Genomic DNA, 12,961 nt, shown 5'->3' with positions numbered 1-12,961 from the left:
CGATCGCAAGTACCGCTATCTGACCATTGTGCAGACACCAACCCGGCACACGACGTCAGTTGTCCCTGCGCTGGTCAGGGAGTATGCACGGATGAATCCGGTGATGTGCCGGAGTTTGACCTGGGACCGAGGGATGGAACTTGCCGGCCACAAGCTGCTTACCGCCGCGACAGGCATCGAGATRTTCTTCGCTGCACCGCGCAGTCCCTGGCAGCGAGGAACGAACGAGAACACCAATAAGCTCTTGCGCCAATATCTTCCGAAGGGAACATACTTAGGAGATTTGACTCAGCAAGACCTCAATTCCATTGCAGCCAAACTGAACAACCGTCCACGAAAGTGCCTTGGATTCAAATCACCCGCAGAGTGCCTTGCCGGGGAGCTTGTTGCGTTGACAGGTTGAATTTAAGCTGACTTATCTTTCGACCCTGACGGTGCTCTGCACGATGTTGGTGTTGCTGTACTGCGCACCTCAACTGGTGGTCTCTGGTGTGATCGAACCGGGGCCGCTGTTCGAGATTATGGTGGTGTTTCCAACGGTGGTCGGCGTAGTTGCTTCGCTGATCGGAGCCATCGCAGGGGCCGTCGCACTTCCGCGCGTGGTGCGCGCCGGACAATACGCAACCTCAGCCATGGCCGCCGGTCAGATCATCACCTGCACAATCGCTTTCGCGATCGTTCTCTGGGCAGGTTACTTCGCCACGACAGGGTGGGAGTTGTTGATGCTGCCTCTCGCGCTGTTCATCGGCCAAGCAGTAGTCGCCGGGGGTCTTGTGTCGCGATTGCGGCAACTGCGTCGTGCCGCTTAATGCGAAAACTGCACTAGATACCTGCCGGTATTTCGGTTTCGAACATATGCACTAACAGGGTGTGGATGAAACTGTGGATAACTCGAGGACCAAGGCCTTCAGGCTGTGGATGGCTTGTGGATAGATCTGACGCCCATCACTATTTCCGCAGGTAGGACCGGACAAAATTGAATTACACGGCTGTGAGTAACTTTGGTTGAAGCTAGAACCTAATCTGTGTATGTTGGGACGTGCAGCCATCTTTTGCCCGACATCGAGGAAGTAGACGCACATGAAGAACATCGGGTTCTTGTCCTTCGGCCATTGGACGCCAAATCCTCAGTCACAGACTCGATCGGCCTCCGACGTCCTACTGCAATCCATCGATCTCGCAGTTGCTGCCGAGGAACTAGGTGCCGACGGTGCCTACTTCCGCGTCCACCACTTCGCCAACCAACTTTCCTCACCGTTCCCGCTACTCGCCGCAGTCGGTGCCAAAACGAGCAAGATCGAGATCGGCACCGGCGTCATCGACATGCGCTACGAGAACCCGTTTTACATGACCGAGGATGCCGGTTCCGCGGATCTCATCTCGGGCGGCCGGCTTCAGCTCGGGATCAGCCGGGGATCGCCCGAGCAGGTCATCGAGGGATACCGCTACTTCGGGCACACGCCGCCGGAGGGGTCCGACCACGCGGCGATGGCTCGCGCGCACACCCGACAGTTCCTCGAGCTACTGGAAGGCAAGGGATTCGTCGAACCGAATCCGTCGCCGATGTTCCCCAATCCTCCCGGATTGTTGCGCCTCGAGCCGCACTCCGAGGGCCTTCGCAATCGAATCTGGTGGGGAGCCGGCACCCGGAAGACCGCCGAATGGGCTGCCGAGCAGGGCATGAACCTGATGAGTTCGACGCTCCTCAGCGAAGACACCGGAGTACCGTTCCATCAACTCCAGGCCGAGCAGATCGTTCGATTCCGTAAAGCCTGGTCCGACGCAGGCCACCCGCACGAACCCCGGGTCTCGGTCAGTCGCAGCATCTTTCCCATCGTCAGCGATCTCGACCGCGCCTACTTCGGCCGCGAGGGCACAGGCCAGGACCAGGTGGGTTACCTCGACGGCGGCAAAGCCCGCTTCGGCAAAACATATGCCGGAGAGCCTGATCGACTCATCGCGGACCTGGCCGAGGACGAGGCCATCGCTGCCGCCGATACCCTGCTGCTGACCATCCCCAATCAACTGGGCGTCGACTACTGCGCCCACGTCCTCGACGCGCTACTCACCGAAGTTGCCCCAGCACTCGGGTGGCGGTAGCGCGCCGATACGCAGAGGTTCTCGGCGGCGACTTGGTCGTCAGGCGCGCAAGGGGCGGTATCGGTCTGCAGGATCGATACGGACCGGTATCTGGCACACCACCGCTTCGGTGTGTTTGCGCAGTACACCGGCGATTTCGCCGGTGCGTTGACTAGGCAGGAACTTGTGCCATCTGGTGGCCGGGTCGATGGTGGCAACCACCGCAAATGTTTCCTGGTGCGGGAAGTGGGTCCGGATATACCGGGCAATGGACAGCCCAACCGAGTTTTCGGTGTCCTCGATGACGATCAGATGCGAATCCGGATAGCGGGTTCCCCAGCGTTGCGTGAAGTCGGCCGTCGACTCGTCGCCCATGCAGACGTGGATCGCGATCGGCTCCGATGACATAGCAGTCGCTGCAGCCATCGCCCGAGCGGACAGTGCCGTGAGTTCCGCTACCGGAACCAAAACAGCCGGTTTGACTCGGACGCCGCGGGAGGTCTCGACCCCGTCGACGGTAGTGAGTCGTGTGCCGATGTGCGTGTACGCGCCTCGAATGCGTTCCATCCCGAGGATCAGTGCCGGCAGAGCAAACGCGATCAGCCACGCACCCTCGGTGAACTTCATAGCGGTGGTCACCACAGCAGCCACAGCCGTCAACAACGCGCCGAAACCGTTGAGCGCCAAGCGCCATTTCCAACCGGGAGTGCGCTCCGCCAGCCAATGCCGCACCATGCCGAACTGGGCGAGAGTAAATCCGATGAAGACTCCGATAGCGAACAGCGGGACCAACGTGTTCATGTGCCCGCCGGAGGCGAGGAGCAGCAGCGCCGCGACGCCACCGAGGGACAGAACACCGTGGGTGTAGACCTCGCGTCGCGACTTCCTGCTGAAGCGATGAGGAAGGACATTGTCCTCGGCGAGCAGTCGCATCAGGTTGGGAAGTCCGCCGTACGAGGTGTTCGCTGCCAGTGCAAGAAGTATCACCGTGGAGAATTGCACGACGTAGTAGCCCACACCATTTCCGAGTGATGCGGAGGTGAGCTGCGATAGGACCGTCGTACCGTGCACCGGCGTCAAGGAGAACTTCTCGATCAGCACCGCGAACCCGATCAGCATGGTGCCCAACAGAATTCCAAGGACGACCTCGGCGCGCTGAGCATTGCGCACCCGAGGCGTCTTGAAGCTCGGTACCGCATTCGCGATCGCTTCGACACCTGTCAGTGCAGCGCAACCGCTCGAAAATGCCTTGAGGAGAAGAAGAATACCGATCGAATGTGCATTGTCGGCCAGGAACGGAGCCGCGACCGCGGCGGGCTGATCACGAAACAGTCCCGCAATGATGACGGTGAAGATGCTCACGACGAAGATCGCAGTCGGGAACATGAACACCCGCGCCGACTCCGCGATTCCACGTAGGTTCAACGCAGTGATCCCACCGAGTATCGCCAGCGCAATCCAGACCGTACAAGGAAGCAGTGCGGGAAAAGCCGAGGTCAAAGCCGCCACACCGGCGGCGATCGACACCGCGACGTTGAGGGTGTAATCCACGATCAACGACGCGGCGGCCGCCAAACTTGCCCGCGGACTCAGATGCTTCTTCGCGACGGCGTAGGCACCACCGCCTTGGGGAAACGCAGCGATCACCTGACGGTACGACGCCACCAGAACCGCCAGCAACACCGCGATCGCGATGGTCACCGGCAAAGTGAACCCGATACCGGCACCACCGGCGAGGGCGAGAACGAGCACGATGGCCTCGGGGCCATACGACACCGAGGCCATCGCGTCCAGCGACAACCCCGCCAGTCCTGTTGCGACGGAAAGCTTGTGCTTTTCGGTGTTTCGCGCCGGCCGTGGTGTTGCCGATACGGCCCCACGGTGCCCGAGTATCACTGAATGTCTCATCGCTCGACACTCGCACGGACCATCGGCGTCGAATCGTTTCCTGTCGAAATATTGACGGGATAGCCGACAATATCGACGGCATTGATCGGATACGGCACGCTCGGCGAAGTCGGCGACGGTGTTCGGGCACACCAACGCATCGACATGCCGGTGTGCGGTCTCCGCGGTCTCCGTGCCGGTTCCTTTCTTGCGCGTCCCCATTCGCAGCGATCTACCAGCGCCTGAGCGTCACGGAGGCCCGCTGCGGGTCATGCGTTGACTTATGCGGGGTCGGCGGATGTTGGAAGAACCGCGATCCGTGAGATGGCTGCGGTGTCGGTGAGTTTGATCGCTGGTCTACCTGCGGCTCGCCCGGCGGCGCGTTCGTGCTCGTCGATTCGCTGCCATGTCCGCCGGTCGACGTATTCGCACCTGCGGGTGGAGACGAAGGTGGTCAGGTCGTCGGCCGATCCGAGGGGGTCGGCCAGATTTCCGTTCGAGAAGTCCTCGAGCAAGTGAGCGACGGTTTCCGCAGCACAGGTTTTGTTGGTGCCGATGACGCCGGACGGGCCACGTTTGATCCAGCCTGCGGTGTACACGCCCGGCACGGGTTCGCCGTCCGGCCCGATGACCCGTCCGTGGTCGTTGGGAATTGTCCCCACCTGTTCGTTGAACGGGACACCGTTGATCGCTCGGCCCCGGAAACCGACCGCTCTGAGCACGAGACCGGCATCGAGTAGATCCGATTCACCGCTCGGCTCGGCTCGTCCATCGATCATCGTGTTGCGTGTGACACGTAATCCGGTCACCTGCTCGTCGCCGACGACCTCGATGGGCGATGCCAGGAAACGTAGGACGAGGCGCTTGGCATTGCCGCGTGGGGCCGCGCTGAGCTCGGCGAGCACCTTGGTCTTGAGCTGCGTGGAGAACCCCCGCACGATCGCGTCTTGGGCCGCACCGTCTTCTACGAAGACGTCGATATCATCGAGGTGCGCGAACGCCAACAACTCCGGTGTGGTGAATGCCGCGTGCGACGAGCCCCGTCGCCCGAGAACGACAACCTCTTCGATGTTGTTGTCGGCCAGGGCTTTGAGGGCATGGTCGGCGATGTCGGTTCTGGCGAGCTCGTCGACGGGCAGTAGCAGGACGCGAGCGATGTCCAGGGCGACGTTTCCGTTGCCGATGATGATCGCCCGGCGGTGGCTGAGATCGAAGCGCCGGTCGGCGTAGTCGGGGTGGCCGTTGTACCAGGCGACGAATTCGGCTGCAGCGTGACTGCCGGGAAGGTCTTCGCCGACGATGCCGAGACGGCGGTCCTGTAGTGCGCCAACCGAATAGAGGACGGCGTGATGATACTGCAACAGGTCATGGTGCGACAGGTGGGTTCCGACTTCGACGTTGTAGAACGTGTTGAATTCCCGGCGTGCCGCCGTCCAGCGGAACTGGTCGGTGACGTTCTTGGTATGGGTGTGATCGGGTGCTACGCCCGCGCGCACAAGCCCGAAAGGGGTTGAGAGGCGGTCGAACATCGATACTTCGGCGCCGGCCTCGATCAGCTGTTCGGCAGCGTAGAATCCGCTCGGCCCGGCGCCGACGATCGCAACGCGCAGCGAATTCGCTGTACGTTCGAAGGTCCGCGGTGGTGCCACGCTCAATGGCAACGAGACTCTCGGCGTCGCACGGTAGTAGTCGGCATTGATCTCCTCGTACCGCCGCATGCGGTCGGGCAGGGCGTCTGCCGAGTAGACGGCGTCGACCGGGCACGCCTCGGCGCACGCGCCGCAGTCGATACAGCGGACGGGATCGATGTAGAGCATTTCGGTGCTGGCGTAGCCCGGTTCACCTGGGGACGGGTGAATGCACCCGACTGGGCAGACATCGGCGCAGGCCGCGTCGTTGCAGCAGTTCTGGGTGATGACGTAGCTCATTGCGCCGCCACCGCCACCGGGATGCCGTTGAAATAGGCGTTGCCAGATGGGCGGTCGATCAGGTCCGGGTCCACCGGAGTCAGGTCGTTGTAGCTGGCGCCGCCGGCCGCAGTGGCAATCGACCAGCCCCCACTGTGACCCCATCCCTGAGTCAGGCCGACTGAACCCGGCGAGACCTCCTCGTTCACCTCGATCGGTACCACGATCCGGCCCCACGGTGAAGATATCGCGACCTCGTCGCGATCATGGACCCCTGCGGTTTCGGCGTCGGTGGGATTGATCATTGCCCGGCAGCGACGCTGCCCGGCCATCAACTTCGGCACGTTGTGCAGCCAGCTATTATGCGAGCGAAACTCCCGAATGCTGAACAGCCGCAACGGAAATTCCGTGTTTGTTTGCTGCGCGGCGACGAGTCGGCGCGTTTCGGCGAGCATTTCCGCCGAATCGAGGTGGATCCGTTTGTCGTGCGTGTGGATCTTTTTCCGCAGCACCCCGGTCGGACAGCTGTCACGCAGGGCGATCGCGCCCTGATGAGCCATCAGCTTGCCGCGGTTGATCCCGCCACGACGAAGTCCGAACAGGTCGCCGTAGGGCCCGATCCGGGTGAGTAGATCGACCGCGAATGCAGGTGTGAACCGGATCCCCAACCGTCCGAGCAGCTGTGCTCCGGGCACTGGCGACGGGACGATGCCGATCTGGCGGGCGATCTGATCGACGATCCACCAGTCGTCGCGCGCCTCTCCGCGGGCGGGCACGACCGGTGCGACCCATTGGGCATTGGGCACGGTCGACTGCGCCTGCGTAAAGCAGGGCATCTGTTCGCGTTCGAGCCATAGGGCAGGTGGCAATACCCAATGCGCATGTTTCGAGGTCTCGGTGATGTACGGGTCGAGTGAGACCATGAGATCGAGTGACTCCAGCGCCGCGGCCGACTCGGCCGATCCGGGCCCACTGGTGACGAAGTTGCTCGATGTCGTGATCAGCGCGCGTAGTTGGCCCTGGCCGGGGGTCATGATTTCGGTCGCGATCGTGGCCAGCGGCACCTGGCCGTTGATCTCGGGCAACCCGTCCACTCGTGTGCGCCACCGCCCGCGCCCGGATACTCCGATTAGTTCTGCGAAGCCTTCGATGTCGACCATCGGGTCACCGAAGACCATGCCGCCACGGGTGTCAAAGTTGCCGGTGACCACCGACAGCGTGTCGAGCAGGAACTTGGTCAGAGTCGAGTACTGGCCGAGGGAGGTGCCACAGCGACCGTAGGCGCAGGCGCGCGGCGCTGTCGCCATAGCGCGGGCGATCTCGGTGATCTTCTCGGCCGCGATTCCCGTCTCGAGCGCCGCCCTGTCCAGGTCGAAGTGCAACGTGAGGTCCCGCAATGTGGCGATGCCGCGGGTTTGCACGGCGACCGTGCTCCAGTCGATCAGGTTCTCCTTGAACATGACTCGGAGCATCGCGCCCAGCAGCCACGGGTCCGCGCCGGGCCGGATCGGGGTGTGCTCGAAGAGCTTTGCGGTTTCCGTCCGTCGTGGGTCCACCACGACCACGCGGCCGCCCCGGGCCGGAATATCGAGCAGGACCTCACGGATATGGCCGGTGGTAACCAGGCTGCCGTGCGAGACAACCGGATTCGCGCCGATGATGAGTGCGAAGTCGGTGGCGGCGAAGTCCGGCAGCGGGTTGACACCGGTTGCGCCGTACATGATGTGCGCGGCGGCCCAGTAGTTGTTGACGTCGATCGACGCGGACGAATAGTGGTGCTTGGTCTCGAGCGCGGCCGCGAAGCCCATTGTCGCGATCGAGCTCGCGTAGTTCCAGGCGATCGGGTTGCCCCAAAGAACACCGATCGACGAGTTGCCGTGCGTGCGCTGGATTGCGCGTAGCCGGTTGCCGATGTCGTCGAACGCCGACTGCCACGTCGAACGCTCGAACCGGCCATCGGGCAGGCGCCGCATCGGGTACAGGACGCGGTCCGGATCGGCGACCACGTGATGAAACTGGACACCCTTCGAGCATGCGAAGCCTCGCGTCGCGGGATGGTCGGGATCGGGCCGGAGGTCAACGACCTCGTTCGCCTCGACGGTGGCGATGAGCCCGCAAGAGGACTCACAGATGCCGCAAAAGGTCTTCTTCTCAATCACGTTCGACACGTCCGCCCATCCTTCGTCGCTTATTCGAACAGTATGTATGATTAATAGTGTGGAGGCAATCATACGAAGACGGCGAACGACGAGCGCCCAGCGCATGTTGGACGCCACCGCCGAGTTGCTGCGAGCGGGTGAGCGGTTTGCCGATCTCTCGGTGGAGCGGATCATCACGTCCGCCAACGCATCGCGTTCGACGTTCTATCAACACTTCGGCGACAAGACCGAGCTGATCCAGCGAGTCGCGGAGCCTAGCGTGGACGCCTTCATCACCGCGTCCAATACCTGGTGGCAACGAGAAGACTGGGCGTCGTGGCAGTCGCTGACCGACGTGATCGCGCAGATGTTCGCGCTTGCTCGCGAGAACGCGGAGATTTGGGCGGCCTACCTCGAAACCGCCGAGTCCGACCGCGAATTCGCTGCGGCGCTTCGCAATACGCTCGCCTCCTACACGGCGACGATGGCGGAGCGTCTCGAGGGTGAACGCCGCCGGGGGATCGTCTCCGCCGAGGTAGATCCACTACAGACGGCCCGATTCATCGTGACCGCTACCCGGGCGTCTCTCATCGACGCGCTTGCGGATCGTGCTGAGGATGAAGACGCCGCGATGGCCCAAACACTCGGCAGAACTTTTTGGCTCGCGATGTACGGACGAGTCGAGGAGAAGGGCAGCTGAGGCCTGGGACGAACTGGGGCGGTCGGCCGCGGATTTCGCGTGCTGCCGCTCTCGGAGATCACGCCGCGGTGATCGCCGATCTGTCGCGCGGTGCCCGCTATTTGTCCGTACTGCCTGGCGGAAGGTCCGTGGAGAGGATTACGCCTGGGTCAACTCCCCACTCGATCCGGGAGACTGTTCGGAACGATGGTCGAAAGCGGCCCCGGCGTTCGTGCCGCATCCGCCCAGCCCGGCCACAGCAGTACGGCCGTCACTGAGCGTCACTACATCGAACGCGCCGCGTTAGCGCCTGACACCAGCGCAGTCCTCGATCAGTTGGCACCGCGAATCCGTGCCGCAAACGTGCCCTCGGACGAAAAAAGGCCAGGTCGACAGGGCAGAAATACCCTGTCGACCTGGCCTTCGTGGAGCCGCCTAAGAGAATCGAACTCTTGACCTTTTCATTACGAGTCGGAATGGCGGTGTACTTCGCCGTACGCGCCAGTACGTCCTAGTCGCACATCTGCACAGGTCAGACCGCGTTTCCCACCTACCGCGGCCGAGCGCTGTAGTTGTGTGTACGCGAACGTGTGTTGTCACAATGTGCACATTTCGATCGTTCTGGCTGATGCGTCCACACGTACGTCTGAGCGCGAGCGTGAACGCCCATCGGATGCGCGCCGTGTTCGCGCATGTCGTTGCGCCACAGAAGGTCTACACGCGCCTACTGAATGAAGCCAAACTCGATTCCGACAATGCGCCCATCTCCAACGATCGCACTGCAGTTGAAGTCACTTCTGACTGTTGCCCCATATGAGTTGCTCGCGTCTATGTCACCGGTCACGACCCACCGGCTGAGTTCCTTGAAGTCCTTGTACTCGTCGAAGGTCGAAAAGTCTTCATCCATGGTCTTGAGACTGTCGGTCTCGTGCGCCGTCACGTTGCTGAACTCTGCGGTGCTGGGCGACTTCAACTGATTGGCTGCGGCGCTGGAGCAACGGTCCATTGCCTCGTCCTCAATGCCGTCAATGAACACGTTGTAGGCAACGATTGCCGCCAAGACCAACGCGACGACAACACCGATGCCAATGAGGGCACCGCGCCTACTCGGCTGTACCGGTGTGGCGGACTCCGCGCCTGTATCGGCCAAAGTCGCATCAACAGCTGGCTTTTCCAACCGGCGATTCTCGGTCCAGGTACTGCCATCCCAATAACTGACAGAATTAGGCTCACCCGACGGGCTCGGGTACCACCCAGCAGGAGCAGGTGGGGGCGTTGCATTGGTCATTGTCATGCATCCGTTCCGCGTTCAACATAGGTTCAACGAGAAGTAAACCAGACGTATGGTTCGATCCCGCACCGCGAGTCGCCAAGAGCACGACGATCTGGCCCGCATCACGAATGCCTCGGTATCGATCCGCGCACGGGATCGCTGAGTATCTGAGCCGGACTGCAGCACAACAGGTCTGACAACCCGCGATCTTTTGGGGTAGGCCGCCGAAAGTCTTACAGTCCTGCTGCACACCACCCGACCAGGAGGACACGATGGCAACAGCTAAGAAGATCGAAACCCTGACCACACGCGAGGTAGCCGAGGCAATGGGCACCACACCCCGCGAACTGCGCGTGTTCCTGCGTGCAAGCAAAGACTACGAGGCGTGTGGAGCCGGAGCGCGCTACACCTTCGTTGCAGGCGACCTCGCAGGCATGAAGGCTAAGTTCATGACCTGGACCAAGGAACGCGCCGCCAAGGCCGCCGAGGCTGATGCCAAGTGATGCCCGACTACCCACTCGCGATGCGATGGCTACCCGACAACGGGGCTGCCCTCACCGACGAACTCGTCAACGCGTACGAGCTTGAGGGGTACGAATCCACACCCTCGAATCTTGGCCGCTCGTTCCTGTTCAACGACGCAGGCCTGATCTGGACCGACGACGACGACGCGTTGGGCATGTACCTCACCCCCGGCGCTGACCCCACCGCGTACACGACCGCCTACCTGATGACGCGCATCCTCAAGCAGATGGGCCACACCGCTACGCAGACGTTCGACCGCATGACCAACGCTTGAGCTGAGAAGGCCAACACCATGCAAGCTGGTGTGGGCCTTTTGCTGGACTGAACAGTTCTAAGACTGATCCGACAACCGGTCCTCGAAACGATCGAACGCTTCGTCAACATCTTTCGCGAGGGTTCGGCATCTAAACAGTTTGTCGCCCTCTTGAGGCTCCGCGCAATCTGAACTCTGCCAGCTACCCACTCGCGATTCGACGGATTCCGCCGCACTGTGCAGGGACTCGACCTTGGACGACATCGACGACTCAGTGACAGCCATGTCTTTAGCCCCCGTCGCGATGCGTCCCTTCTCCAGAATCGTCGCGTCACACGATGCAACATCTGGCGTGATGCAACGCTGATCCTTCAAATCGTCAGCCGCCGAGCAATATTCCTTGCACACCGCAGGCCGCGCCAGTTGCTGATAGGCGAAGACCCCGCCAATGAGCACTAGCACCGCGACACCAGCGATGATGTAGCTCTTGCGATTCTTAGCCTTACGCTGCTCAGAAGTCTCGTCCGACTCGGGCGGTACTGGTAACGGCTGCTGTGACTGTGTCGCTGACGTCCATTGCTGGCCGTCCCACCAACGTAACTGCCCCGAAGCCTCTGGATCAGGATGCCAACCTGGCTGACTCATTCGATTGCCCTTCGTAACTCGCACCCTTGTCGACGCGCGTGTCGATCCTAAGAAATCATCCGACCAGCTACAACGCGCTCCGTCATTGTCACTGTCCAGATCGAACGCCCGCATCGCATGATCGGTGTGGGCATTCTTGCGGACGCCTTAGCCTCGATCCACCGATGAATCTGGGAGGTAGTGGGGTGTCGAACTGAAGAAAGTGCCCTCCGACCTGGAATGATTTGAGTTCTCACACAAAAAATCGGACCAGACCAACAGGACACTTCCAGTGCGATCATCCCACACCTTCCGCCCTGATTCCGCAAAGTTCGACGACGACCACCTCGTGTCGTGCGCGGGACTGCTGCCGATCATGACCCTCGCCGACCAGACCGGCCTGACCGAACTCTTCGCGGACAAGGTGGCCATCACCGCCCCGAAGATCTCATCGGGGTCCGCGAACCTGGCACCGAAGTTGACGACGTTGATCGCCGCGATGTGCGCCGGCGCCGACAGCATCGACGACATCGACCTCCTCCGATCCGGCGGCACGAAACACCTCTTCGACTCCGTCTACGCACCTTCCACCGTCGGAACCCTGTTGCGCGAGTTCACGTTCGGTCATAATCGCCAACTCGAATCGGTCATGCGCGAACACCTCGTTGCCCTCGCTCACCGCACAGAGATCCTGCCCGGCATCGCGGACCGCGCGTTCGTCGACATCGACTCACTTCTGCGCCCGGTCTACGGACACGCCAAACAAGGTGCCTCCTACGGTCACTCCAAAATCGCCGGCAAGCAGATCCTCCGCAAAGGACTCTCCCCGCTGGCGACGATCCTCAGTACCGCCGACTCGGCACCGGTGATCACCGGCATGCGCCTGCGAGCAGGGAAAACCGGATCCGGGACCGGTGCTGCTTGGATGGTCGCCCAGGCCATCGCCACCGCCCGGATGGCTGGCGCCACCGGGAAGATCATGGTCCGCGGCGACTCCGCCTACGGCAACAGTCGCGTCGTACGCGCCTGCATCAACGCCCGTGCGGAGTTCTCGTTCGTGCTGATCAAGAACCGTCTCGTCCAACGAGCCATCGATTCCATCGCAGACGATGCGTGGACGCCCGTGCGATACCCGGGAGCGGTCCGCGACCCCGATACCGGTGGCTGGATTTCCGATGCCGAAGTCGCCGAAACCGTCTTCACCGCTTTCTCTTCCACCGCACATCCTGTCGCTGCACGGTTGATCGTGCGGCGGGTCAAGGACGCCCGATTTGCTGATGCGCTGTTCCCGGTGTGGCGGTATCACCCGTTCTTCACCAACAGCACATTGCCGACGACGACCGCCGATGTCACCCACCGGGCGCACGCGATCATCGAAACGGTGTTCTCCGATCTGATCGACGGCCCGCTCGCGCACATGCCGTCCGGATCGTTCGGCGCGAACTCCGCCTGGGTGCAATGCGCAGCGATCGCCCACAATCTGCTGCGAGCGGCCGGAACCGTGGCAGGCGGGCGGCACGCGAAGGCCCGCGGAATGACGCTACGGCGGAAGATCGTCAACATTCCCGCGCGTTTCGTGCGGCCGCAGCGCGCACC

At 62.0% G+C, this 12,961-nt stretch carries 12 protein-coding genes; 7 read left to right on the top strand and 5 right to left on the bottom strand.

Annotation, left to right across the window (positions count from 1 at the left end):
* The 3 genes from BJI47_RS17155 to BJI47_RS17145 all read left to right on the top strand — a co-directional run.
* On the top strand, positions 1-403 hold a 403-nt coding region (locus BJI47_RS17155), incomplete at its 5' end, for an IS30 family transposase (RefSeq protein WP_125458744.1).
* A gap of 43 nt (positions 404-446) precedes the next feature.
* Complete coding sequence (locus tag BJI47_RS17150; protein ID WP_088944875.1) at positions 447-809, top strand: hypothetical protein; 363 nt, start codon at positions 447-449, stop codon at positions 807-809.
* Between the two features lie 271 nt (positions 810-1,080).
* Entirely contained in the window at positions 1,081-2,100 is a 1,020-nt protein-coding gene (locus BJI47_RS17145; protein WP_088944874.1) for an LLM class flavin-dependent oxidoreductase, read from the top strand.
* A 39-nt stretch (positions 2,101-2,139) separates the two neighbouring features.
* Here the strand turns inward: BJI47_RS17145 and BJI47_RS17140 are convergent, their stop codons facing one another.
* From BJI47_RS17140 to BJI47_RS17130, 3 genes are all read right to left on the bottom strand, one after another.
* Complete coding sequence (locus BJI47_RS17140) at positions 2,140-3,987, bottom strand: APC family permease (protein WP_176224931.1); 1,848 nt, start codon at positions 3,985-3,987, stop codon at positions 2,140-2,142.
* A 260-nt stretch (positions 3,988-4,247) separates the two neighbouring features.
* Positions 4,248-5,894, bottom strand: coding sequence for a 4Fe-4S binding protein (locus BJI47_RS17135; RefSeq protein ID WP_088944873.1), 1,647 nt, complete (start codon positions 5,892-5,894; stop codon positions 4,248-4,250).
* Positions 5,891-8,041 carry a molybdopterin-dependent oxidoreductase gene (locus tag BJI47_RS17130; RefSeq protein ID WP_254900659.1) on the bottom strand — a complete coding sequence of 717 codons (2,151 nt, stop codon included), beginning with the start codon at positions 8,039-8,041 and terminating at the stop codon, positions 5,891-5,893. The genes BJI47_RS17135 and BJI47_RS17130 overlap by 4 nt, the downstream gene beginning before the upstream one ends.
* 94 nt (positions 8,042-8,135) lie before the next feature.
* Here BJI47_RS17130 and BJI47_RS17125 point away from each other — a divergent pair, with 94 nt between their 5' ends.
* Positions 8,136-8,711 carry a TetR/AcrR family transcriptional regulator gene (locus tag BJI47_RS17125; protein WP_176224930.1) on the top strand — a complete coding sequence of 192 codons (576 nt, stop codon included), beginning with the start codon at positions 8,136-8,138 and terminating at the stop codon, positions 8,709-8,711.
* 703 nt (positions 8,712-9,414) lie between these two features.
* On the opposite strand, the gene BJI47_RS17120 is transcribed toward BJI47_RS17125, so the two are convergent.
* Positions 9,415-9,978: a DUF2510 domain-containing protein gene (locus BJI47_RS17120; RefSeq protein WP_176224929.1), complete on the bottom strand. Its 564-nt coding sequence runs from the start codon at positions 9,976-9,978 to the stop codon at positions 9,415-9,417.
* A 257-nt stretch (positions 9,979-10,235) separates the two neighbouring features.
* On the opposite strand from BJI47_RS17120, the gene BJI47_RS17115 reads away from it, so the two are divergent.
* Positions 10,236-10,466: a hypothetical protein gene (locus BJI47_RS17115; protein ID WP_088944871.1), complete on the top strand. Its 231-nt coding sequence runs from the start codon at positions 10,236-10,238 to the stop codon at positions 10,464-10,466.
* The gene (locus BJI47_RS17110) at positions 10,466-10,762 is read left to right on the top strand and encodes a hypothetical protein (RefSeq protein ID WP_088944870.1); all 297 of its coding nucleotides are present in this window, start codon (positions 10,466-10,468) and stop codon (positions 10,760-10,762) included. Before BJI47_RS17115 ends, BJI47_RS17110 begins: the two co-directional genes overlap by 1 nt.
* A gap of 57 nt (positions 10,763-10,819) precedes the next feature.
* Here BJI47_RS17110 and BJI47_RS17105 read toward each other — a convergent pair whose 3' ends face one another.
* Positions 10,820-11,386: a DUF2510 domain-containing protein gene (locus BJI47_RS17105; RefSeq protein ID WP_176224928.1), complete on the bottom strand. Its 567-nt coding sequence runs from the start codon at positions 11,384-11,386 to the stop codon at positions 10,820-10,822.
* Between the two features lie 271 nt (positions 11,387-11,657).
* On the opposite strand from BJI47_RS17105, the gene BJI47_RS17100 reads away from it, so the two are divergent.
* On the top strand, positions 11,658-12,961 hold a 1,304-nt coding region (locus BJI47_RS17100; RefSeq protein WP_088943789.1), incomplete at its 3' end, for an IS1380 family transposase.

It is taken from the genome of Rhodococcus sp. 1168 (assembly GCF_002091955.1).
Classification (GTDB): Bacteria; Actinomycetota; Actinomycetes; order Mycobacteriales; family Mycobacteriaceae; genus Rhodococcoides.
This window is presented reverse-complemented; position numbering and strand designations above follow the sequence as displayed.